Annotated in this window: 12 protein-coding genes; 8 read left to right on the top strand and 4 right to left on the bottom strand. The window is 43.7% G+C overall.

From position 1 onward, the window contains the following. The first annotated feature begins 171 nt into the window (after nt 1-171). The 4 genes from ACOOEY_RS02770 to ACOOEY_RS02755 all read left to right on the top strand — a co-directional run bounded on the left by ACOOEY_RS02770 (nt 172) and on the right by ACOOEY_RS02755 (nt 12,532). Nucleotides 172-3,321, top strand: a complete 3,150-nt coding sequence (locus tag ACOOEY_RS02770; RefSeq protein WP_420387148.1) for a PKD domain-containing protein — start codon at nt 172-174, stop codon at nt 3,319-3,321. A gap of 80 nt (nt 3,322-3,401) precedes the next feature. Then, nucleotides 3,402-6,536: a PKD domain-containing protein gene (locus ACOOEY_RS02765; protein ID WP_420387147.1), complete on the top strand. Its 3,135-nt coding sequence runs from the start codon at nt 3,402-3,404 to the stop codon at nt 6,534-6,536. A gap of 48 nt (nt 6,537-6,584) precedes the next feature. After that, nucleotides 6,585-9,704: a UvrD-helicase domain-containing protein gene (locus tag ACOOEY_RS02760; protein ID WP_420387146.1), complete on the top strand. Its 3,120-nt coding sequence runs from the start codon at nt 6,585-6,587 to the stop codon at nt 9,702-9,704. Continuing rightward, nucleotides 9,701-12,532, top strand: coding sequence for a PD-(D/E)XK nuclease family protein (locus ACOOEY_RS02755; protein ID WP_420387145.1), 2,832 nt, complete (start codon nt 9,701-9,703; stop codon nt 12,530-12,532). Before ACOOEY_RS02760 ends, ACOOEY_RS02755 begins: the two co-directional genes overlap by 4 nt. Before the next feature lie 604 nt (nt 12,533-13,136). Here the strand turns inward: ACOOEY_RS02755 and ACOOEY_RS02750 are convergent. Further along, nucleotides 13,137-14,468, bottom strand: a complete 1,332-nt coding sequence (locus ACOOEY_RS02750; RefSeq protein WP_420387144.1) for a serine hydrolase domain-containing protein — start codon at nt 14,466-14,468, stop codon at nt 13,137-13,139. A gap of 198 nt (nt 14,469-14,666) precedes the next feature. Here ACOOEY_RS02750 and ACOOEY_RS02745 point away from each other — a divergent pair, with 198 nt between their 5' ends. Together ACOOEY_RS02745 and ACOOEY_RS02740 are read left to right on the top strand one after the other, a co-directional pair. After that, nucleotides 14,667-15,704, top strand: a complete 1,038-nt coding sequence (locus ACOOEY_RS02745; protein ID WP_420387143.1) for a sensor histidine kinase — start codon at nt 14,667-14,669, stop codon at nt 15,702-15,704. A 4-nt stretch (nt 15,705-15,708) separates the two neighbouring features. After that, a complete protein-coding gene (locus tag ACOOEY_RS02740) occupies nt 15,709-16,422 on the top strand; it encodes a LytR/AlgR family response regulator transcription factor (RefSeq protein WP_420387142.1) in 714 nt (237 codons plus the stop codon). 933 nt (nt 16,423-17,355) lie between these two features. Here the strand turns inward: ACOOEY_RS02740 and ACOOEY_RS02735 are convergent. The 3 genes from ACOOEY_RS02735 to ACOOEY_RS02725 form a co-directional block, all read right to left on the bottom strand. Beyond that, nucleotides 17,356-17,775: a hypothetical protein gene (locus ACOOEY_RS02735; protein WP_420387141.1), complete on the bottom strand. Its 420-nt coding sequence runs from the start codon at nt 17,773-17,775 to the stop codon at nt 17,356-17,358. 132 nt (nt 17,776-17,907) lie between these two features. Beyond that, nucleotides 17,908-18,981, bottom strand: a complete 1,074-nt coding sequence (locus tag ACOOEY_RS02730; RefSeq protein ID WP_420387140.1) for a hypothetical protein — start codon at nt 18,979-18,981, stop codon at nt 17,908-17,910. A gap of 80 nt (nt 18,982-19,061) precedes the next feature. After that, entirely contained in the window at nt 19,062-21,116 is a 2,055-nt protein-coding gene (locus tag ACOOEY_RS02725) for a S9 family peptidase (RefSeq protein ID WP_420387139.1), read from the bottom strand. A 128-nt stretch (nt 21,117-21,244) separates the two neighbouring features. Between ACOOEY_RS02725 and ACOOEY_RS02720 the strand changes: the two genes are divergently transcribed. Beyond that, a complete protein-coding gene (locus tag ACOOEY_RS02720; RefSeq protein WP_420387138.1) occupies nt 21,245-23,899 on the top strand; it encodes a glycoside hydrolase family 3 N-terminal domain-containing protein in 2,655 nt (884 codons plus the stop codon). A gap of 141 nt (nt 23,900-24,040) precedes the next feature. Continuing rightward, nucleotides 24,041-25,507, top strand: a complete 1,467-nt coding sequence (locus ACOOEY_RS02715) for an alpha-L-fucosidase (RefSeq protein WP_420387137.1) — start codon at nt 24,041-24,043, stop codon at nt 25,505-25,507. Nucleotides 25,508-25,590: the final 83 nt, after the last annotated feature.

Here is a 25,590-nt window from a genome sequence, read left to right as displayed (position 1 = left end):
AGCAATTCAATATTACTTCAATAAGCAAATTAAGGTGCCTGAGAATGTTACTTGTGATCAACTTAGCGTTAAGTTGTGAGATTCTGGAAGAAAAAGGCAGACATAGTTCTCTGGAATCATAGAAATAGTGATATTTGAAATTGAGCCGACTACCATTTTGCAGAAAAGGTTTTGAGGAGACTACAATTAATCGCACTTATTGGTATACTATTCACCGTTAAAGCCTTCGCTCAGGTTACTACTGAGGGTAAAGACTTCTGGTTGGCCTTTATGGAAAATGAGGTTAACGGAACTGCGGTTGTTTTAGAAATATATCTTTCTTCTAAGACCACGGCAGAAGTTTTAGTGGAGGCTCCACTCAATGGATTTTCTCAAACTGTAACTGTTCAACCGGGCACCACCTCAGTTGTTACTTTGCCTACTGGTGATTTTCTCCCTCTTGAAGAACGCAAATACAGAACAGGTATACATGTTACCTCTGATGTAGACATTTCAGTTTATGCCTTGAATAAGCGCCAATATAGTGCTGATGCTGCGGTAATACTCCCAGTCAACGCTTTGGGTAAGGAATATTATGTGACTGCTCATGCCGAGCCACCCGGTGATATAGTCACCTCTTCCAGAGAGTCACTTATGATGGTAGTCGGTATTCAGGATGATACCGAGGTAGAGATTACGCCAAGTGTTCAGACTTCCCGGGGTGCTCAGGCGGGGGTGCCTTTTACCATCAACCTGAATGCTGGGGAAGTATACCATATCAAAGCAGCCGGTCCAACACTCGATTTGACCGGGACCTATGTCAGGTCTGTTAGTACCAATTCTGACGATTGCAAGAATATTGCTGTTTTCGGAGGGAACGTCTTTACCAATGTTGGGGGGTGTGGAGCAGCCAGAGATCACCTGTTGGAACAAATGTTTCCTGTTTCTACCTGGGGGTTGAACTTCCTATTTGTGCCTTACCAATCCAGGTTCGGAGGTGACTATATAAAAATTATTGCTGCTGAAGATGGAACAGAAGTGATCATTGATGGTGAACCATTAATTCAATTGGATGCAGGAGAATATTATGTGAATAAAGCCTTAACGGGTACCCGAACCATAACTTCAAATAAACCTATCTCTCTGGCTCAGTTCAGTAGATCTCAGGATTGTGACGGAACAGCTTCAGATCCATTTATGATTTTGGTAAGCCCTTTGGAACAAAGAATCAGGCAGGTGACTTTCAATGCCTTTGAAGTTGAAGAAATAGACAGGTATTATCTGACCCTAATTAGAGAGAAGAATTCTACTGCGGCAGTACTTCTCGATGGTGTTGATATTTCAGGTCAGTTTACAGACTATGGTGACGCTTCCTTTGCCAGGGTGAATATTTCAAAGGGAAACCATACGGTTGAGGATGAAGACGGGGTTATAGTCTATGTTTATGGATATGGCAATGCAGAATCCTTTGGGTATTCAGCCGGGGTAGCCTTAGAAAACCTGAATCTACAGGTACAGGGAGATGATGAGTACATCGACATTATACAGGATCAGGCCTGTTTAAATGCTGAAATTGAGTTTACTGCCAATTTCATTACACCGGCCGGGGAAACGCCACGCTTTAATACATTCAATTGGGATTTTGGTGATGGTACTCAAATAGACGGAGAAAATGTAATTCATAAATACACCGCTCCGGGCACCTATGAGATCACCCTTATTGCTTCTGATGGGCAGGGCTCCTGTGGTACGTCTGAAACGGTAGTGAAAACCGTAGAAATTGTTGATACTGAAGTTAATGATATCCAGGGTGCAGCCTCAGTTTGTCCCGATGTCTTTGGTATTGAATATAGTATTACGGGAGGTGCAGGAAATACTTATGAATGGCTGGTAGAAGGAGGAACAATTGCTACCTCTAATGTAGGAGAATCTATTCTGGTCGATTGGGGAGCCAGTAATCCTGATGCTTCTGTTAAGGTCATTCCCCGAAATGCACTGGGTTGTCAGGGTGATACCGTTGTTTTGCCAGTCACCATCAACAAAAGACTCGAACCCGTAGCTGCTTTCTCCGACAGCTACATTGCCCCGGGTAGTGACTTGTCAGAAGTTTGCTATGACGATAGAAACAGAGTTCGCTATTATGTAACACCTACCAATGGGTCTAGCTACAGCTGGCAGGTATCAGGCGGTACTTTTACGGCCGACTCTAATCCAAACTCTACTGAAGTATTCATCAACTGGGGGAACAGTACAAACGGACAAATCTGGTATACTGAGTCGAATGATCTGATCGATGACTGCGAGGGTGTTTCAGACATCCTCAATGTGAGGATTTATCAGCCCATTGTAATTAACCCTACTATCACCAATGTACTTTGTAATGGCGAATCAAACGGAACTATTAGCCTTAGTATTTCTGGAGGGAAGTCAGGTGGGTACACGGTAACCTGGGACAATGGTATGACAGGACCAGATATTTCAGGATTACCTGTGGGAGACTATATAGCGACCGTTACCGATCCACTCGGTTGTATAAAGGAAGAGACTTACAGCATTACAGAACCAGATGTATTAACTATCCAGAACACTTCCGTTATGCCGGTGCGTTGTTTTCAGGAAAGCAATGGAGTAGCTGATATTGAAGTTACAGGAGGAACCACTTTTGGCAATGGGGATTACCGTTTTAAATGGACATCTGATGGGGTTGAAACCACTACCAACAGCCACATCAATACCAATCTGAAAGCCGGGACTTATCAGGTTTTGGTTACCGATGCCAATGGTTGTGAAACTTCTACCTCAATTGTAATTGATGAACCACCATTGCTGGAAGCTGACTTGGAGTCACTTATCAATGATCCCATTTGTCCTGCTGCAACTGACGGTATAGCCTTTATCGATGCTAAGGGAGGTACCCCCGACTACCAATTCTATTGGAGTAATAAACCTACAGTTGATGATCCGAACGCATCTGATTTAAGTGAAGGGCCTTACTCTGTAAGAATAGTTGATGCCAATGGTTGTGAAACCTCGTTGAGTGTAGATGTAACTGAGAGATTCCCGAAAATCTTCATTCCAACGGCCTTTAGCCCTAATAATGATGGTCAAAACGATGTATTCAAACCGGTAGCCGACTGTGAAGTAAACTACTACATGCAGATTTATAACAAGTGGGGAACCATTGTCTTCTCAACAGAAGATCTTTCTGAGGGCTGGGATGGAACGTACAATGGTGATGATGCGCCTCAGGGCAGTTACTCCTATGTAGTCTTTTATTCAGTGATGATCAATGACCTCAACTTTGAGGAAACCTTCAGAGGTAGCTTTACTCTGCTTCGTTAATCAATTCCCGCTTAAAAAACCATTTCGTTACCTATCCAAATTCTGACGTTATTTACTGTGGGTATTATTGATTCAGACCCATGATAAAAGTCAGCTTTAAACTTTTCAGACTATCTACACTACTAGTCACGATACTGTGCTTTCTGGCAGGTGTTCATGACTCAGCAGCACAGGTAAGTAGTGAAGGCAGAGACTTTTGGGTAGGCTTTTTCGATAACTCTGATGAACCGGATCAGGCATTGGAGATTTATCTCATATCCTCACATCATGCCACTGTAGTTTTGGAAACACCTTTGGGCGATTACACCAATACAAAAGCCCTGACTCCCGGCCGTTCGAGTTTAGTGATACTTCCCAGAGAACTGAGATCAGCCAGAAATGGGATTTCTGATAATGGTATCCATATCACCTCTGATCAGGATATAAGTGTTTATGCTATTAATAAAAGGGCTACGAGTGCCGATGCTTCTACTATTTATCCGACCAGGTCTTTGGGAAAGGAATACTATGCTATGGCCCATGCGGAATCTCAATTCGTTGATGGTTCAAGTGGTTCCAACCTGGTGTTGGTGGGTACAGAAGACAATTCAGAAATTGAGATTATTCCTTCTACTAACGCCATGAATGGGTGGAATAAGGGCGAAACGCATACCATTACCCTCAATAGAGGACAGGTGTTTGATCTGAGGGCTGCAGGAGATTTGAGCGGGACTTTTCTAAAACAGGTGCAAGGTGACAATGGCTTCGCCTTATTTGGAGGAAGTGAATTTACCAATGTGAGCAACTGCGGTACCTTACAAGATCACTTGTACGAGCAGGTACCACCTTTAACAGCTTTAGGAAAGAAATATTTACCCGTTCCCTACACGAAGCGGAATGGCGGAGATTTGATTAAGATAGTGGCTCCCTTTAACAATACCCTCATTAAGATTGAAGGCTATGCTGACATCGAGCTGAACGCAGCTGATACCTATACCATTATTGATTTCGATGAAGCCAGGTTTATTGAATCCAATAAACCCATCCTGGTGGCCCAATTGAGCAAAAGTTCGGATTGTGATGGCGCATCCATTTCTGATCCCTTCCTCATCAATCTGGCTCCGGTGCAACAACGGGTGAAGCAGTTCAATTTTACGGCTTTTAATGCCTCTCAAATTCAGGAATATTATATCTCAGTGATAACCGCTGAATGTAGTAATGGTAAAGTCTATCTGGACAATCAGGACATCACAGATCAAATGGAAGTGTTAGATGGTACCCGCTATGGTGTATTTCAGGTAAGTCCTGGTGACCACTTTATCGACTCAGATGAAGGTGTTCTGATCTACATTTATGGTTACGGAAGAGAAGAAGCATACGGTTATCTGGCAGGTATACAGAGCTTTAGTGAAGAAGTGGACTTATTGGTCGATGGACAGGTGATTGAACCCGGACTCAAGGTTTGTGCACAGACAGAACTCACTTTTGATGCTTCATTCCTGAATGTAGCGGACCCTTTAAATCTTTACGACACCTATATCTGGGACTTTGGTGATGGCACCGAGGCAACAGGATTATCAGTTACTCATACCTATGAAGAGGGGGGTGTTTACGATGTTATTCTTTATGTCAGTGATGGTCAGGAGCGATGTGCGAATCTCGCTTTCTTAATCCCCAAGAGCCTTGAGGTTTCAGGTTTTGGTGTTGAAAACCTGGAAGGCCCCCAGTCGGTATGTGAGTTCGCTACCGGAATTCAATATAGGGTCAACACAACACAGTCTAATAGTTATCAATGGACTGTAGAAGGAGGTACCATCGTCTCGGGTGCCAATGCAGATCAGGTCACCGTTGACTGGGATGGTAGTAATGCCAATGCACGCTTACGGCTGATAGTACAGAATAGTGATGGCTGCTTTAGTCGTCCAATTGATTACCCCGTGGTGGTAGACAACCAATTGCAGCCCGCTGTACCAAAGTCGGCAGAGCAATATCCTAATGAAGCCTGTGCCAATCAGGGAGTGCTAAAGACCTATTTTGTTAACCCAACCAATGGGTCTACTTATCAATGGTTTACCAATACTAATGGAAGTATTCAGGGAAATTCAAATGGTAGCTCAGTTTCTGTAAACTGGGGAAATACCGGAGTAGGAAAGCTTTGGTATACGGAACGGAATCCATCCATCAGTGATTGTGAAGGCGTCTCAGACACTCTCTATGTTGATATATATGATCAATTGACTATTACTGAAACAGTCATAAACCCGGCCTGTTTTGCTGAAAGTAATGGACGGATTGACCTGACTATTAACGGAGGTAAACCGGGTAGCTACCTGATTGAATGGGAAGATGGATTTGGCAGTTCAACTACCCTGACTCAGTTGGAGTCAGGGCAGTACAGGGTGTTGGTGACTGATGAAATTGCCTGTTCTGTAGAGAAAGTCATCAACCTGGTCGACCCTCCAGTGCTGGAACTGATCGATGCCATGATACAAGGTCCATTATGCTATGAAGATGATAATGGCCAGGTGACCCTGCTGGTTGGAGGAGGAACGCTCTTTGCCAATAATAATTATCAATACGAGTGGTCAGGGAATGGACTGAACAGGCAAACCAATGAAGGCTTTCTCGATGGGTTGTCACCGGGTGATTATCAGGTGAAAGTTACGGATGCTAACGGATGTAATTTTACTCATGAATTCGAAGTGAGCGAAACGACAGAACTGGCTGCAGACCTGAGTAGTTTTCTTGAGTCTCCTGCCTGCCCCGGTGAGAACAATGGTATTGGTTACATGCAGGCCAAGGGAGGAACCCCGGATTACCAGTTCTATTGGAGCAATACACCAACCATCGATAATCAAAGAGCAACCGGACTGGCAGCCGGAGATTATACTGTCAGGATAGTGGATGCTAATGGCTGTGAAATCAATGTGCAGGTAAATATTCCTGAGCGTCAGCCGAAGGTGTATGTGCCAAATGCTTTTAGCCCCAATGGAGACGGTAACAACGAAGTATTTAAGCCGGTAGCGGATTGTGCTCTGAGCTACGCCATGCAGATCTATAACAAATGGGGTACAGTAATCTTTGCCACGGAAGAACTGGATGAAGGCTGGGACGGAAGCTACAATGGAGATCCTGTGCAGCCTGGAAACTATTCCTACATAATCTTCTACACTACTGAAGTAAATGGTCGCCTCATAGAAGATACCTATCGTGGTACTTTAAAGTTGGTGAGGTAGTCTTTTTTCAATGAGGTTTCTTTAATTTCAGGTCAAACCATACAAGCTTTGGCCCTAACCGTTTACAAGTCTTCTGCCGGATCTGGAAAGACCTTCACTCTGGTGAAGGAATACATCAAATTACTGATCATTAACCCTCAGGATTACAGGCATATCCTGGCCATTACATTCACCAATAAGGCTACCGAAGAAATGAAATCCAGGATATTGAAAAACCTGGAAGCCCTTGCCAATGGAGAAGGAGGTGACCTGAAGCAAGTACTTCTTCAGGAATTAGAAGACCTGGATGCTGCAGGTCTGGCTGGCAGGGCTAACGAGGCCTATGACCTGATTATACATCACTATAGTCGGTTTGAGGTTTCTACTATAGACAGCTTCTTCACCAGGGTACTGAAATCCTTTGCCAGAGAGCTTAACCTTCCATTGAGCTATGAGGTGGAGATGAATACGGAAATAGCACTCTCCGAAACCATAGATAATCTCTTTAGGGAACTCGATGATCAACCGGAAATCAAGCAGTGGTTGACTCAGTTTTCTAAAGATCAGATTGAAAATGATAAAAGCTGGAATGTAGATCAGCAAATACAAAAACTAGGTAAGAACCTGTTTAGCGAGGCTTTTCAGGATGGATTCAACGCCCAGAAAGTGGATCTCCCGGCCCTTAAAAAACTGATCGATCAGCTCAAGAAGGAAGTCAGAGTTTTTGAAAATAGGCTTAAGTCATTTGCTGAAAAGGCCTTTCAGGTATTGAGTAGGAATGGTCTGAAGGTAGAAGATCTGCACTATGCCAGAGGTGGTGCTATTGGAGCTTTCTATGCCCTGGAGAAGCTAGACTATCAGATTGATAGCAAGAAGCGGTTTATGAGCGCACTCGATGGTACAGATCAATGGGGAGCTAAGAAGAGTCCCAACTTTGACCTGGCTTGTCAGGTGGGAACCGATGAGTTAAACCCTATTGGTCATGATGCCCTTCACTTCATCGAAAAGGAAAAAGAAAACTACAATACGGCTAAGGCAATTCTGAGGAATATTTATGCTTTCGGATTACTCGAATCCCTTTACCAAAAACTGAAGGACTATCGGGATGAGCACAATGTGATGCTCGTGTCTGATACCAATATCATCCTGAAAGAGGTGCTACAGGAAGCCGATGCTCCCTTTATTTTTGAGAAGCTGGGCAGTTTCTACAAGCACATTATGATCGATGAGTTTCAGGATACTTCCAACTTTCAATGGTCTAATCTCAAACCATTGATCATCAATGCCCTTTCTGAGGGACATGAGGTGTTAATAGTGGGAGATGTTAAGCAGTCTATTTACCGCTTCAGAGGAGGTAACATGCGGCTCCTGTTGAGTCAGATTAAAGAGGAACTGGGCCTCTTTTATCCAAATGATTCCGATAAGAATCTTTCAGATAACTATCGAAGCCTCAGTCAGATAGTCAGTTTTAATAACAATTTGTTTGACAGGCTGCCTCAGGCCTTAAGGGAAAATGAATCTTTAACCCAAAGCGATTTATTTGAACTGGCCTTTCAAGGTCACCAACAAGATATTAAGCAGCAAGAGGGTGGTTATGTGGATATCGCCTTTTTTGAATCTGATGAATGGAAAGAGCAGGCCATTGATAACCTGATTGCACAAATCAGAACTAATCTGGAAAAGGGTTATGGACTCAAAGATATGCTCGTGTTAGTCAATCGGAATAGCGAGATAGGAGATATTGCCAATCGCATGATGTTGGAGAAGATTCCTTTTATCAACGGAGAATCTTTGAAGTTGCAGCAAAGTGATCTGGTGATGTTTCTGCTGGAATTACTGGCCTATTTGCAGTCAGATAAAGATGAGGTGCAGACACTTAGCCTGACCGTTTTATATCAGCGACTGGCGCAGATTGAAAACTCCAAAGTAATGCTCACGGCCAGAAAACAGCGGATTAGTCTGGAAGAGGCAGGTTTTCCCGCTGCTTTCACTCAAAATCTTCATATGCTTAAGCAGCAGTCGCTGTTTGATTTGGTCTGTGAGTTACTCATTATTTTCAACCTGAGAGATCAGTCCGATATCTACCTGCAGCAGATGCTGGATATTGTGCTGGAGCAAAGCCAGAAGGGTAGAAACTCTATAGCTTCATTTTTAGAATGGTGGGATAAGGAAGGAGAGAATCAAACTGTTTCCACCAGTGAAGGAATCAGTGCAGTCAGAATTCTTTCCATCCATAAATCCAAAGGCCTGGAGTCACCCATTGTGTTCATTCCATTTACCAATTGGGATATTTTACCCAGGCCGACTATCCATCAGTTCTGGACAGGTCATGTCCCGCCAGAGTACGATGAGCTAAAGTATATTCCCCTTGATTTCAACCGGAAGCTCCTTTCTGACTCGTATTTCAGCCAGGACTACCTGAAAGAGGCAGAGGAAAGTGCGCTCGATATTCTCAATAAGACTTATGTGGCATTCACAAGACCACGTGAGAAACTTTATCTTTCCGCACCTCAAACAAAACCCGGAACAGCACAGGTTCATCAATTCTTGATTGGCTTGCTGGAAGAAATTGGACTTGTACTCTCTGAAGAGGAAGGTGCTATCAGGTATCACCTGGGTCAGGATCATAATCAACTGGGCAAAGCCTCCAATGAGTTAGGCAGCGAAACACTGAAGATTTATCCTGAAACCTCTTTCCTGGATCAGTTGACCATCAGGAATGATTCAGATCGATTTTTTATGCTGCAAGAGACAGAGCAGGCTAAGAATATCACACTGGGGAATCAGGTGCACGATGTACTGTCAGATATCAGGCTAAAGGAAGACCTGTCCATGGTATTGCATCAAAGACTTCAATCGGGAGAACTTAGTCGGGAAGTATTATCGCAGGTGGAAGAACGTATTCTAAAGCTCTTTGAGAGTCCTGATATCGGGCAGTGGTTCTCCGGTGATTTCGAGGTATATAATGAAAGAAGCATTTGGTTTGAGGGCAGAGAACATCAGCCAGACAGGCTATTGATTAAGGGTAACCAGTCCATTGTGATTGATTATAAAAAAGAGGTGGAAAGTGAATCGCATCATCAACAGGTCAGGCGCTATATGAAGGCCATGCAGGCAATGGGATATGCTGAGGTTTCCGGCTACCTCATTTATGTTGAACCAGTTTTGGTGAAGGAGGTGAAGCTATGAGAACCTTTCATCAACTACTTGTAGGTCAACTTCCTTCAGACCAATTGGCTGATTTAAAGCACCACTGTTTTGTCTTCCCAACCAAAAGGGGAGGAGTGTTCTTTAAGAGGGCCTTGCTGTCGGCTTATGGTGACGAGCACTTTATGCTGCCTGCCATATTCAGTATTGAAGAGTTTGTTCAACGCATGACGGGAATGACCATCACCGATGAGCTAACCCTATTATTTCACCTCTACAAGATCTATCAGGCCAAAGACCGTGAATTGGAATTTGACGACTTCTATGCCTGGGGAAAGATTATTCTGAAGGATTATGATGAGATAGACCGTTATATGGCGGGTGCCAAACAGATTTATTCAGCCCTTCAGAATATCAAAGAGATCGATAATGTGTTTGGTTATAATGATGAGTTCAGGGACATTATCGCCAGGTACAGAACACTGACTGAAAAGCAGGAAAAGACTAAGCTGCTGACCGAGTTTCTCAAAATCTGGAAAGAGGTAGGAGCAGTTTATGAAGTGTATCAGGAAGAATTGGCCAGGGAAGAAAAGGCCTATGGAGGTATGCTTTACAGAAACCTGGCCAATATCCTTTCTCAGGAGTCTTTCGACCACAGTTTCCAACAGTATCATTTCTGTGGGTTTAATGCCCTTTCAAAAGCAGAAGAAGTGATTTTCGATGCTTTGGTAAAGGCCGGTAGAGCTAAACTGTATTGGGATTTAGATGGCTATTATCTCCACGAAACCAAAGAAGAAGCAGGTGATTTCCTTCGGGATTATTTAAAGAAGTGGCCGGAGAGCATTGTATTTGATGCTGATTCTTTAGAAGCAGAGAGGCAGGTAACACTTCACTCGGTTCCTCAAAACATGGCGCAGGCACAATTAGCTGCCAGAAAAGTAACAGAACTACTCGATCAGGGTGCCAAGCCTGAAGAAACAGCTGTAGTGCTGGCCGATGAGAAGCTGTTAATTCCCTTACTCTACAGTATGCCCATGCAGCATCACAAAGTGAATGTGACCATGGGTTATCCCATGAAAGCCACTGTGGTTTTCGACTTTGTGTTGAGCTATCTGGAGCTGGTCAGAAAGTCCAGAATGACTGAAAAGGGACTTGTTTTTCACACCTATGATCTTCGCCCGTTTCTTTCCAATGCGTACGCCTCAGTATTTCAACCGGAGATATATCAGCAACTGACTCAGTGGTTCATCCAGGAGAAAAGAACCAGAGTGCTGAGTAGTGAGCTTCAGGAGAGAATTCATTCTACTCAGTTAAAAGACCTGCTCAATGCCGGTTTGGAATGGTCGGAGATATATGCGGCTTTGAAGCAGTATTTGACGGCAGTCTTCTATTCTTTCAAAGAAGCAAACACCGGCACTACGGATCAGGAGTTTATTTACTTCTTTCTAAAGTCACTCAATCAATTGAATGACTACCTCAAAGATCGTCAGGATTTTAGCCTGAAGCTAATCAGGAAGATTATTCAGGAACACTTCAGGGCGGTGAAGATTCCGTTCGAAGGAGAGCCTGTCAGAGGGGTGCAGATCATGGGTTTTCTGGAAACCAGAACGCTGGACTTCAAGCATGTAATTGTGGTTTCTGCCAATGAAGGGAAATTGCCAACAGCCAGAAGTCTGAATTCATATATCCCATTTGGGTTAAGACGTGTGTTCGACTTACCAACTTTTGAAGAGCAGGATGCTATCTATGCCTATCACTTCAAGCGACTGATACAGCGGGCAGAAGACATACATTTTATCTATGACAACTCCACTGAGGGAGATTCAACTGGAGAGAAGAGCCGTTTCATCCTGCAGCAGTTGAAGCGATATAAGCCTTTAGCTCACTATCGGGTTCAGACCTTGAATTATGAAGGTCTTGTGCCGGGTGCTCCGAGTGATGTCAAAATAGCTGTCGAAAAAAACGATGACGTTATTGGCTTGCTCAGGCGGTTCACCTCAGAAGCTGAGGAAAGCCGGTTTTTATCTCCAACTTCATTGACCAACTATATCACATGTCCGCTTAAGTTCTACCTGAAGAATGTGGCTGGTTTTAGAGAATTGGATGATGTAGAAGAAGACATTGATGCCAGAAACCTCGGAATTGTGGTGCATGAAGTGCTGGAGTTTCTCTATCAACCCTGGGTAGATCGGGTTGTAGAAAAGGAACAGATCAAACTGCTCAAAGCTCAGGTAGAAAAGCAACTAATCGATTCTTTGAAGAGAAATATGATCGTTCAGGATCATCAACATCTGACAGGCCGCGACCTGGTAACCAAGGAGGTGATGGAACAGCTTATCCAAAAGGTCCTTGACCTGGATTTGGCTGATGCCCCCTTTAAAGTGGTTGGTTTGGAGCAGGAAGGTTATGAGCAAATAGTGGCTGTGCCTGAGGTCGGTTCTGTAAGAGTCAGTGGGACTATTGACCGAATGGATGAAAAGGACGGAGTCTTACGTATTACTGACTACAAAACAGGTAAAGTAGATTTTGTTCCTCAGGGAAGGCCTGCTAAATCAGAAGAAGAAATACTGGAAACTCATTTCCATGACCCTAAATATAAATCTGGTTTCCAGGGTTATTTATATGCCGTGTTGGTGCGTCCACATGCAGAACAACCCATTAAGGTAGGCATTACCACTATGAAGAGTTTAAGTCAGGGTACCCAATGGTTGAAGAGGGGAGAAGTCCTGTCTGATCTGGAGATTGAGGCTTTTGGGGCTCGGTTGAATCGTTTGATTTCTGAAATTTACGACCCCGCTGTTCCTTTTACTCAAACTGATGATTTGGAACGTTGTGGCTATTGTGAATTCAGTAAAATCTGTAAACGCTAGGCTTGCTTAGGGTTTAGAATTCCACCCTTCTATCCTATCCCGAGTGCAAGGAGGGATCTAACTGTTCTCTCAGGCTTGGGCAGATCTTTCGTTTCACTCAAGATGAAAAAGGGCTACCTGATCAGAAATAGTTATGCCCATTTTGAGGCGAGGGAAGAAAACCTGCACCGTGTCTTTAGGTAGATTGCTTCGTCATAAAACCTTGTTGTCACAGGTTTTATTTCTCGCAATGACGGTACCGGAGCGGTCATGCGCATGCCATTCATTTTGGTTAATGATCATTAAGTAGACAATGCTCTTTATGGTTGGGAATTAAGAGATCTTAGGGATTCCCGCATTATCTGCCAATCAAGGTAGGCTGCGCGGGAATGACGTGCTATATGACAGTTTTTGGCACCTCTTTAATTTCACCTAAGATAGACATCCAGATGAGTAAACCGATGTGATAAAGTGATACCCCTTTAGGGGCCAGGGGCATTTGCACCTACTGCTGCCTCAATCGGTGTCCTCACCGATTGGCTGATGATGTTCCATTCCGTGAACGGGCTTACTGCTATATCCAAGTGAGCCGGATGAGTGAGATCATCCGGCTACTGAAGTAAGATCAGTTCTTTTTGAAGATATATCTGCCACCCCCCTGAATCAGGGTGAATTCTGTTCTTTCCTGATTGAATTCCATAATAATTCCTGCAGGAGCAAATTTGAAGACATCACCTTCAAAGCTTTCTAATGCAAAACCTGACTGACCATCGGCTTGTGCCATCAGTGCACCATCCTGCTCCCAAAGTTTGATGTTTAATCCCAGTGTCGAGTTACTGAAGGTGCCTTCAAAAGCTTTTAATTCTGTCTGAGACAGTGTTACTGGTTTTTGTGAGAAGTTGGGTAAATCAAAGTCCTTGTCGAACCAGAAGCTCAGTACTCCCAAACCCACATCGTTGAAGCTGTAGCTACCTATGGCATTGGCTAGAATAACCAGGCTGATTTTATCTTCAGGAAAGTAGACGAGGCATGATTCAAAACCGTCTATCGATCCTAAATGACCGTAAGCTTGTCTTTCATAAAAAGGTAAAACCATCATTCCACGGCCGAAACCTTCTTTGAGACTCATCATTTGCTCAAGGCTGTTTTGAGAAACCAATTTTCCCTCAAACAAGGCTTGTATAAATGCATTCAGGTCGCTCTGATTTGAAACAATAGCACCTGCACCTTTAGGAATGCTCATTTCTGTTTCACCGGACTTTTGCCAGTTGCCAGTTGTTCCATCAATGGTAAAGGAGTATGCCTCATTTTGTTCAGGTCTGGTCTTTTGTCCATAGTATGTGTTTTCTAAATCCAATGGTTGAGTGATCTGCTCTTTGAGCAAGCTTGAGAAGGACTTCTTTGTCACTTTTTCCAGAATAAGACTCAGCAAATAGAAGTTTGAGTTGGAGTAGGAAAAGGCAGTTCCGGGTTCGAGTTCAACTGGCATACTTAAGATCAAGTCAATCACCTCATCTTCTGTCATTCCCGTGTACATTTTAGACAGGTAAACCTGGGAATTGGTGAAATTGGGAATGCCACTTTGATGCTGCAGAAGCTGTGAAATAGTAATCTGTTTGGCATTTTTAATTTGTGGGAAGTATTTGGATAGCTTAGTGTCCAGCTTGAGTTTACCAGATTCAATGGCTTTGAAAACCAATACCGAAGTGTACATTTTACTAATAGAACCTATTCTGAATTTGGTGTCGGTATTGAGGCTTGTTCCATTTTCAGTATCGAGGAAGCCTGCGGAATGGCTATACTTCAATGCTCCATTTTCATAAATGGATACCACTCCCATAAACTGATTGTTGTCATTTAACAAGTTCAGGAACTCATCGATTTTCTCTGATTTGCTTTGACCAAAGCTGAGCGTACTGAGTAACACGCTCATTAATACTATGTAGATCTTTTTCATTTTTTTGACTTTGGATCAAATATGTCAGTGATGATTGGAATTAAAAAAAGCAATCCATGAATCACCTAAAGTACTATTCATATGATTCAAAATAGTTGATATCGTAAGATATCATTGATTTGAGCCTATTTGTCAAGAATATAGCGGAGTTGGTCAATGTAGGGTTAGTATTTGAATCAATAAGTATAGATTGTATCAATGAAAACGGCTATTCGGATTTTTGAAATAGGAGTATGGGTCATTGCCTATGGCTGTCTGGTATGGCCGCCATTTGACCTGTCTATGGGATACTTTCGGGCAGCTGATGGAGGTTTGTTTTGGTCGGCACTATGGGGGACTGTCATTAATGTCTTTATCTTCTATGGCAATTCGAGGTTCCTTATGGTCAGGTATCTGGCCGCGGGAAGAAGGATCCAGTATTTTTCCCGATTGGGGTTAATGTTTCTGGGTTTTTCAGCCATTGAAGTCCTCTTCGATTACTTACTCCTCAAGTATTTAGGAAGAGCTGTATCGATTCTTGATTCAGAACTGATAGGGATGGTTATTTCCTTCAACTTCTTGTTCCTGTTCCTTTCATTCGGTTATGGGTTCTTTAGAATCTGGGTGATTGATAATCAGAAAAAGAAGGATTTAGAACGTGAGAAGTTATCAGCCGAGTTGAATTTTCTTAGAAATCAGATCAACCCTCATTTTCTCTTCAATACTTTGAATAATCTCTTTGCCATGAGTCGGAAGAGTGGAGATATGGCAACAGCCAGTCAACTATCACGATTGGCCGGCATGATGCGGTATATGCTCTATGAGACCAGTACGAATAGAGTATCTATGTTAAAGGAGATCGAGTATCTGCAGAACTATATTGAGATGCAAAGGATGAGGTTTAATGATGAGGATCCGATAAAACTTGAATTTAATTGGCCTAGACATATGGAATCAGTTAAAATTGCTCCATTTCTTTTTATTCCATTTATCGAGAATGCTTTTCAATATGGTATTTCACTCTCCAAGGAATCCTTCATTAAGAGTGATCTTGCGGTTGAAGATGGAGTCGTCAACTTTAGCATAGAAAACAGTATTCATTCAAGCAATTCGAAGGGAGTGGGAGGCATAGGTCTGGCAAATTCCAGGCAAAGACTATCTTTAATCTATCCGGATAGGCACGAATTGAAAATAGAAAATAGTGAAGGTGTTTTTCATGTTCAGATTCGAATAGATTGTAACGAAGCTAAAGACTAGGTCAGTGAAAAAGTTAAGAACTATCAATGTAGAAGATGAGCCCATGGCTTCTGAGTTATTGGTGGATTACATCAGTAAAGTGCCTGGATTAGAACTGGTAGGAAGTTTTAGAAATGGACTTGATGCGCTTAGTTTTTTACAGTCCAATCCGGTTGATTTAATGTTTCTGGACATTAATATGCCTGATTTGAGTGGGGTGGAGTTGGCGAGATCCCTTAAGAATCCACCCATGATTATTTTTACAACAGCCTATTCTGATTATGCTGTTGAAGGGTTCGACCTGATGGCAGTCGATTACCTTTTGAAGCCGATTGAATTTGTCCGCTTTTTAAAGGCATGCAATAAAGCCATTGAATTGGGTACTAAGACGGATACACAACCTGATTTTGATGCTAAACATGAGCAGGAATTTATTCTGGTAAAAAGTGGCAAGGAGACTCACAGACTTAGATTGGATCAAATATATTATCTGGAAGGTACCGGAAACTATGTTACTTATCATACGGCATCAGGCAAGCTTTTAAGCCTTCAAACGATGAAGGATCTGGAAGAAAAATTACCTCAGGAATTTATCAGAGTGCATAAGTCGTACATTGTCAACCTGCAGCATGTGAAGTCTTTTGAGTCCTATCAGATCAGTGTTGAGGGCAGGAATATTCCTTTGAGTCAGGCATATAAGTCGGGTTTTCAAAGTGGGATAGAAAGACTGTCTAAGTGAAATTGAGCCATGACTCTGGTCAGATTTTTCGTTTCACTCGAGAAGGCGAACATCCTTGACCAAAAACAGTCATACCCCTTTAGGGGCTGCCACAATCGGTGTCTTCACCGATTGGTCGGTGATATCCAACTCCCTTCTGGTGGGGCTTACAGTTATATCCAACGGTACCGGGTATAGTGGTGTAGTATCTATCTCTTTGTTTCTTGTTCCGAGTGTAATGAGGGATATACCTGATCAGTCAGACTTGTGAAAGCCTTCGGCTTCAACCGAAATACTGAATAAAGTATTTACTCTTAAACATTAAAACCAGAATAACTGTGTAAGTCACTAACTCAGCAGTCATGGCAATGTATTTTGTGGAACTTGTCATGAATCCAAAAGTTTCTATCACGCAAATAGTGAATAGCATCGTGTATGCTGCCAGCATAAATTCAGGGGTTCCACTCCATTTAGAGAAATAGCCTACCAAAAATCCAACAGATGTGATAATTACTGAGCCCCAATGAATTGGTAGTAGCCAAGTCGGAAAGTCCAAATTTGTATACGGTGTCCAGGGCACTTTGGCAGATATCATTTCAACCATTCCGCCCGCGGACCATACCAGCAAGACGAAGTGAATGATTACCAAAACGTATCCTAAATACTGCATTTTCTATTTTCGGGTTTTGCTAACCTTGTGTAAGGTGCACTGCTAGCTAACTTAGATTTTAAGTTAAAGAATATTTAAGCACGTTATGGCACATTTGAGATGTTAGTCTTTTAGCATGGTCATTTTTATTCAGTGGTCTGACTGTTCTTTGGTACTTGGGCAGATCTTTCGTTCCACTCAAGATGGAAAAGAGACGAATCTGGTTAGAAAAAATATTACCCCTTTTAAAGGTGAGGGGTAAGCTCAATTGAATACAGGTTTGTATACTGACAAGACTAAGAGCACTATTTAACCGGAACACGCTTGTATTTATGAACGCAGGCTTCAATACACATGAAATATACTTTCAATTCATTTCCTTCGATTTCAAAATAGAGAGATCTTTCCTCATCGCCATTTTGGCAACCGGCAAAAATCAATTGATCATCCTGACTGCTGCTTACCATTCCCCTATGAATTTCTGTGGAAGTGGCATCCAGGGTACACATTGAACCACGACTGATTACAGTGCCATCTGTCAAAAAAGTCAGAGACCGGTCTGAATCGACAGGGTTAAAGGAACCGGTGCCATTTCCGATATCTGAATAAATCTCCTTTAACTCCCAATGACTTTCTACCGGAGCTGAACATTCTGAAAATTCGTCATTGCATGGGTTGAATTTATCTCCGCAAGAAGTGAGAAGGCCTGTTAAGACTATCAGCATAAGTAAACGTTTCATATCACAATAGACAACCTGAGATACCCAGAAGTTGGAATTCCAACCTGTCGTTTTTCCCAAGATAGAAAGGACTCCTGTCTGAAACAGTCCTGCCTCTTTAGAAGCCAGGGGTAGGAACTACCCAAAACGAACTTCTTCCAGGTGTGTTTTGAACTGGTCGAGCAACCAGACTGACTTGTCTTTCGAGATGTTGTTGTAATTGATCTCCAGGCTCAAAGGTTCAATACCTGAGGCCTGCGCTATCCTGTCCAGCTTTGAAATGTCACCATCAACCGCTTCGGTGAGATCCAGAGCCGAGCGTATTCCTACCTTATGCAGCTTTCCCACTTCTTCGTGAAACTCAATCTGGAGTTTGGCCTGTGCCACCCAATCCAACAAAATGCGCATAGGGAAAGGGGTCTTAATAATAAGCAGCAGGAAGTTATAGTGTGCTAAATTCTGGACATTGTCTATGCCTACTTCATTGAGTCTTAACCTGTGGAAATAGCTGATACCCTCTATCGCTTCAAGCGGAAGGTTGGAAGCCTCAGCCTTATGTTCACCAGGTAATAGCTGCTTGGTTTTGTCCAGCAGAAATCTCATTCCCCTTTCAGGGAACATACCGGTAAGAAAGGCAATAACCAGAATAGTATTCGAGCCCGACTGATTGAGTGCGTCCATGCCCAGCACATAGGAAATCATGAGTGAAATGGTAGCAGCTACTACCATGCGAATACCAACAGAGAAGAAGTTGCTGGGTGTGAGGTCTACTGTAGTGTATCTCCTGTAGATATACTGAGCCCCATTCATAAAACCTCCGACAATGGCCCAGGCCACAATCGCCAGACTCTTCTTCTCACGTCCATAAACAGGGTCTGCCCAGAAATCACTGCCAGACCATAGCATGCTTTTGATAGGCTCACTGGCATCATAGTCATAAAGCATCCAGCCTAAAAGAAGCAGAAAGATGCCCAAAGAGCTGATAATCGTGACGAAGACCACGGGGAGTATATAGTCATTCTTAGAGAATTCCTTCGCCAGGTGCTTGTTAAGGGCGGTTTTACTATTGGCCAGGTTTAGATTGCCGAGAATACTATTGAGCTCTTCTTGTTTGCGAACCAGCCTGAACTTAAAAAAGGAAAAGGTGATGATGAGGAAGTAGGAGCTTAAGAGAATGGTGGTGAGCAGCTCCAGCTTTTGTGCAAGTGTCATTGTTTTGTGTTTTGGTTGAAGAGAGGATGTCTCAAAAGTTTATTTCCTTTTAAGACATCCTTTTCCCAACCTAATAATAGCTATTTATTCCTTTCCAATGAAACCGACTCAGTTCTGTACTTATCGAACCAGGTAAGGATGGAAGATACTTTAGCAATCAAATTACTTGGCTTCGCGGCAATGCCGTGGAAGGCCCCCGGTATTCTTACCATGGCCGTTTCTACCCCTCTGAGCTTCAGTGCAGTATAGAATTGCTCCGATTCGTGGATAGGAGTTCTTAAGTCTGCCTCTCCGGTTAAGAGCATCGTTGGTGTGGTTACGTTGCCTACCAGCGAGATAGGAGAATACTTCATGTAAGTCTCAGGGTCTTCCCAAGGTTTCTTCTCGAACCAATAACGCGTAGCAAAGGCCGACATATCAGCATTCAGTGACCAGCTGTACCAGTTAATAACCGGTTTAGCTACAACAGCTGCTTTGAAACGGTCTGTCTTACCAACAATCCATGAAGTAAGTACACCACCTCCTGAACCACCGGTTACAAAGAGTTGGCTCTCATCGATATAGCCTCTCGAAATAACTTCATCTACACCGGACATCAGATCATCATAGTCATGGCTAGGGTAATTCTTGTCGATTTCATTGCCGAATGCTGCGCCATAGCTGGTACTTCCTCGTGGATTCGTGTAAAGCACCACGTATCCGGCAGCTGCCATCAGTTGAATTTCCCCTGAGAATACATGACCATAGCTGGAGAATGGCCCACCATGAATTTCCAGAATAAGTGGGTATTTCTTATTCGGATCAAAATCGGGAGGCGTTACAATCCATCCATTAATATCAAGTCCATCGGCAGAAGATTTGTACCAAATCTCTTCAACCTTACCCAGTTTCTTATGATCGAAAAGGTCTTCATTCACCATAGTTACTCTGCGGTTATTGCCCGCATTGCCAACACCCAAATCTGAAGGCTCTTGTGTTTCAGCCCAGGTGTATGCATAGTTTCCATTGGCAGCGATGCTATAATCACCAGAAGTGTAAGGTCTTGAGATAGAAACGCCACCCAAACCATCTGTGATCTCGGTTACCTTACCATTGAGGGTGATGTTACCGATTTTAGTATGTCCTTTATCTACATAGCGGAAGTAAAGGCTTTTGCCATCTGCAGCCCAGGTAACAGAGTTTACATCTCTATCCAGGTCACCAGAAATCAGCTTTGAACCACTACCATCGGCATTGGCAACATAGAGTTTCGAAATCTGATAGCCTTTGTACTCATCATCATAACCTGTATAAGCCATTTTTTTACCATCAGGTGAGATTCTTGGATTACCATCAGGGCCATATCGGTTGGTGAGTTTTTTAAGTTCACCACTAGTCAGGTTGATAGTGTAGATGTCCGAGTCCTGTACTTCCAGTTCTGCATCAGCTCTCATATTGGCGCTGAAGTAAAGCAGTTTTCCATCCTTGCTCCATTCAGGAGAAGTATGATTGTAAGGAGTATCGGTTACCTGTCTTGGTGTTCCACCTGATACAGGAACGGTAAATAACTGCTGATGTCCGCTTGGCAATTCGCCAACGCCATCTCTGCGCCAGCCCAGTTCATCTACATATTTCGGAGGGGCATTCCAGGTAGCTCCTTTCGGCTTGGCCGGCATCTTAATAGGAGAGGCCTTAGCTTCAGGCACAAACATATTGAAGGCCAGGTAACGATCGTCTGGAGACCAGCTGATGTTGGAAGGTGTCTTTTCAGAATTCACCAGAACCATTTCATCGCCTGTATCCATCCAGCGCAGGTAAAGCTCAGTTTTACCTGATTTATTGGAAAGGTAGGCCAGCTTGGTACCATCGTGAGACCAAACCGGAGAGCGGTCGCTTTGCTCGCCTGTGGTTAAGGGACGGTTCTGTGTGCCGTCAAAGTTCACGATCCAGAGATTCGACAGGTTTCTGTCGGTCATAATGTCCTTGAAGTTCCTTACATAAATGACTTTTGAGCCATCGGGTGAAATCTGGGGGTCAGAAACATACTCCAGATTGAATATATCAAGCATTTCCAGCTTGTTTGACACCTGCGCATGGGCATGGCTGATGCTTAAAGCCAGCAAGGCGCTCAAAAAGAGTGGTTTAAGTAATTTCATAGTATTTTGGTTTAAGGTCGAGGAAGTTAACGATTAAGTGTAAGACCCACAATCAATAATCCACTGGCGCATTCTGCCTTTACTGTTTAGTTAAGAAAGTGTAGATTCAGCCTGTTTTTAAATTCGCTATGCTTCGAAAGACCTTTCTATTCTCTATCTGCTGCCTGCTGACTTCGCTGAGTTATGCTCAACAATATCCTTATCAAAATGCTGAACTACCTGTAGAAGAGCGTGTTACTGATCTCTTACTCCGCATGAGTCTGGAAGAAAAGGTGCGCCAAATGGATATGTATAATGGTTCAGAGCTCAAGACCAATGAGGTGCTGAACCTCGATGCAGTGACGGATCGCTTTGGAGATGGACTCGGGGTTGGTTCTATCCACGACCTGTATCCGAAGGATGCCGGGACTATCAACGACTTACAACGATATATCATAGAGCATAACCGTTGGGGAGTTCCGGCCATTATCTTCTGTGAATTTTTACATGGGTATACCGGTGAAGGAAGTACCGCATTCCCCATGAATATGGGACTTGGTGCTACCTGGGATACCGATTTAATGAAAAGAGTTGGGCAGGTAATTGGCAAAGAGGGTCGTGCGCATGGCGTGCACTTTGGCCTTGGACCTAACCTTGACCTGGGTAGAGAACCACGCTGGGGTCGAATTGCTGAGACCTTTGGAGAAGATACTCATCTGGCGGCTACACTGGGAACAGCCTTGATTCAGGGGATTCAGGGAGATGATCTGACTGCCAATACTGCCATGATTGCAGAACCTAAACATTTTGCTGTACATGGTTCTCCGGAAGCAGGAGGTAATGCGGGACCTATTCTCTACGGTGAACGTTCCGTACGTTCGGACTTCTTACCTGTATTCAGAAAAGCATTTCAAGAAGGAGGAGCCCTCGGAACCATGGCTGCCTATTCAGAGGTAGATGGTGTGCCGATGGCTTCTAATCAGCATTTGCTGACAGAGGTTTTAAGAGATGAGTGGGGATTCAAAGGCATTGTGGTTTCCGATCTTGGTGCTATCCGCTTTCTTCAAACCAGTCACCGTTCGACTGATTCACCCAGAGCTTCCATCAAAGCAGCGATAGAGGCGGGTGTAGATATGCAGTTCTATGACTTCCCTAACGAGCAATATCAGGAAACACTGATTGACCTGGTTCAAAGTGGTGAAATGGATGAGGCTTATATAGATAGAGCTGTTTCCGGGGTGTTACGCCTGAAATTTATGCTCGGGTTATTCGAAAACCCTTACACTACGCAAGCATTGATAGAACAGAACCATCACACTGCTGCTAATCAGCAGGTGGCTTTAGAAGCTGCATTGAAGTCTATGGTGCTCTTAAAGAATGAAGGAAATTTGCTGCCTTTAGATAAAAATCTAAACCAGATTGCTGTTTTAGGGCCTCTAGCCAATGAATCCGTTTTGGGAGGTTATTCCGTTCGTGGAGCCAAAGCCGTAACAGTATTAGAAGGAATTCAGCGGCATTTAGGGGCTTCGGCCAATGTGGTGTATGAGGAGGGAATTCCGCTGATTTACAAAGGTCAGACCGTACCCTCTGTCAATCTGCTCACACCAGATCAATCACAGCAAGGACTGAAGGCCACATTTTACAACAACAGAAACCTGGAAGGTGAGCCAGTGCTTACCCGAATTGATAATCAGGTAGGCTTTCAATGGGAGGCTTCACCGGGAGAGGGTGTTAATGCTGATCATTTTTCTATCCGTTGGGAAGGCTTCATTGTACCGGATATAGATTTTGAAGGATGGATTGGTGTCAGCTCTGACGATGGCGTAAGACTGGAAGTCGATGGCCAGATGGTAATTGATAACTGGCGAAAAGGGGCGACCAATATTGAAACGGCTCCTATGAGTTTTAAGGCCGGCCAGCGATATCGCATTGTATTAGATATGTGGGAAGGCGGCTATGGAGCTAAGGCTTTCCTGCTATGGAATAAGGAGAAGCCAGATTACAGCAAAGCCCTCGAACTGGCTAAAAGTTCGGATGTGGCTGTGGTCGTTTTGGGTGAATCACCTGAACTGGTTGAAGAGAACAAAGACGTTACTAGTCTGGATTTGTATGGACTGCAGGAAGACTTCTTAAACCAGGTATTGGCCACGGGTACTCCTGTTGTAGCGGTGGTGTATAATGGTCGTCCTTTGAGTATTACTGGTTTACAGCAGAAAGTGCCAGCCATCATAGATGCCTGGTTTCCGGGTGAAAAGGGTGGATTGGCTGTTGCGCAGACCTTGTTTGGTGATCACAATCCAGGTGGTAAGCTACCGGTAACCTTCCCCCGAAATATTGGACAAAGCCCCATGTATTACAGCGCTAAGCCTACAAGAAACCATCGCTATGTTGATGAAAAAATCACACCACTCTATCCCTTTGGCTATGGTCTTAGCTATACCACTTTTGAATACAGCGAGTTGAAGGTTCAAACCACTGTCAATGGTTATGCTGAAGTGAGTGTTACAGTAACCAATGCAGGTGATGTTGCCGGAGAAGAAGTTGTACAGGTCTATGTGACTGATGTCTACAGTTCTGTGACTACTCCGGTGAAGGCATTAAAGGCGTTTGAGAGAATTATGCTGGCGGCAGGAGAAAGCCGAACCCTCACTTTTAAACTTCAGCCTGAAGACCTGGCATTATGGAACAGGGAGATGAACCGGGTAGTTGAAGCTGGTCAGTTCCGTGTTCAGGTAGGCGGTAACTCGGTAGATGGTTTAAGAGCCACTTTTGAGGTGAAGGAAGAGGTGAAGTTGGGGAATTAGAAGATTCAATGGTTCCGTCATTCCCGGGCAGAAGGGAATCTGCCTGCGAGTTTCATCTTATGTCTCTTTCTGGCAGGGGCATAAAAGGGCATAAATGGCCATTGGGTAACCCAAAATGAAGTAGAATTGAAAAATTAAGAAATGAAACAATATATACTAAGTCTGATTCTGTTAAGCCTGGTCTTTAGCTGTTCTAAGAAGGCAACGCCACCTGCACCTGTTGAGCCATTACCAGCTCCTGAGCAGCTGGCCTGGCAGGAGATGGAATACTATGCCTTTGTCCATTTCAACATGAACACCTTTACAGATATGGAGTGGGGCTATGGAGATGAACCAGCCAGTAGTTTCAATCCCACCGAGCTGGATACCCGCCAGTGGGCCAGAGTGGCCAAAGAAGCAGGTATGAAGGGTATTATACTGACAGCCAAACATCATGATGGTTTCAGTCTTTGGCCAACAGCCTATTCTGAGCATTCTGTAAAGAATAGTCCATGGAAAAATGGTGAGGGTGATGTTGTGGCAGAACTGGCTGAAGCCTGTAAGGAATACGGTTTGAAAATGGGTATTTATCTATCTCCATGGGATAGAAATCATCCACAATATGGCCAGCCCGAATATGTGACCTATTACAGAAACCAGGTGAAAGAGTTACTGAGCAATTATGGAGATATCTTCGAGTTTTGGGTTGATGGAGCCAATGGTGGCGATGGTTACTATGGTGGGGCCAATGAGACCCGCAATGTTGATCGCACCACTTACTATGACTGGGATAGCACTTTCGCTTTGGTGAAATCACTTCAGCCTGGAATTATCATTTTCAGTGATGGAGGTCCGGGTACCCGTTGGGTGGGTAATGAGAACGGATTTGCCGGAGAAACCAACTGGTCGAGCTTCAGGAAAGAGCAGTTTGCTCCTGGTGTGGGGCCTTATCAGGAATCACAATATGGTCATGAAGATGGCAAATACTGGGTGCCTGCTGAGGCCGATGTTTCTATTCGTCCGGGTTGGTATTATCACGCCAAAGAAGATGATCAGGTGAAAAGCCTTAGCCATTTACTCGATATCTATTATAAGTCAGTGGGACGAAATGCTAACCTGCTGCTGAATCTTCCGGTAGATAGAAGGGGGCTTGTTCATGAAAATGATGTTGCTGCTTTGATGGAGTTGCGGAAGACCCTGGATCAAACCTTTGAAACCAACCTGGCATTGAAGGCTGAAGCTTCTGCCAGTGCAGAACGCGGGACAGGATTTCAGGCAAGTCAGATCAATGATGCCTCCAACGATACCTATTGGTCAGCACCGGATGGTGTGGTTCAGGCCAATCTTACCCTCAGCTTTGATGAACCGATTACTTTCAACAGGCTGATGCTGCAGGAGTATATTGCTTTAGGTCAGCGTGTGAAGTCATTCGAGGTATGGGTGAAGGCAGGAGAGGAGTATGTGCAGGTGGACACTCAAACTACGATAGGCTATAAAAGACTTTTAAGGCTAGATGATATCACTACCGATTGGGTGCAAATCAGGATTACCGATGCCAAGGCTGTTCCTACTATTTCTAATGTTGGGTTGTACCTGGCTGGTACGGAACCAGAAGTAAGAAGTGAGTAGTTTTGATGAATAATCATGAGGAAGGTATTTTGTTTCCCGGCTATTGTTCTAATATTAATAAATCTATCGACTTGTACTAGTCT

The sequence above is a fragment of the Roseivirga sp. genome (genome assembly GCF_965216855.1).
In the GTDB taxonomy this organism is placed as follows: domain Bacteria; phylum Bacteroidota; class Bacteroidia; order Cytophagales; family Cyclobacteriaceae; genus Roseivirga.
Note: the sequence above shows the minus strand (reverse complement) of the source record. Positions and strands in the feature narration are given on the sequence as shown.

Coding starts and splice junctions, on each gene's coding strand:
- ACOOEY_RS02765 (WP_420387147.1), top strand. CDS start 3,402: ATGATAAAAGTCAGCTTTAAACTTTTCAGACTATCTACACTACTAGTC.
- ACOOEY_RS02755 (WP_420387145.1), top strand. CDS start 9,701: ATGAGAACCTTTCATCAACTACTTGTAGGTCAACTTCCTTCAGACCAA.
- ACOOEY_RS02750 (WP_420387144.1), bottom strand. CDS start 14,468: ATGAAAAAGATCTACATAGTATTAATGAGCGTGTTACTCAGTACGCTC.
- ACOOEY_RS02745 (WP_420387143.1), top strand. CDS start 14,667: ATGAAAACGGCTATTCGGATTTTTGAAATAGGAGTATGGGTCATTGCC.
- ACOOEY_RS02735 (WP_420387141.1), bottom strand. CDS start 17,775: ATGCTGATAGTCTTAACAGGCCTTCTCACTTCTTGCGGAGATAAATTC.
- ACOOEY_RS02730 (WP_420387140.1), bottom strand. CDS start 18,981: ATGACACTTGCACAAAAGCTGGAGCTGCTCACCACCATTCTCTTAAGC.
- ACOOEY_RS02725 (WP_420387139.1), bottom strand. CDS start 21,116: ATGAAATTACTTAAACCACTCTTTTTGAGCGCCTTGCTGGCTTTAAGC.
- ACOOEY_RS02720 (WP_420387138.1), top strand. CDS start 21,245: ATGCTTCGAAAGACCTTTCTATTCTCTATCTGCTGCCTGCTGACTTCG.
- ACOOEY_RS02715 (WP_420387137.1), top strand. CDS start 24,041: ATGAAACAATATATACTAAGTCTGATTCTGTTAAGCCTGGTCTTTAGC.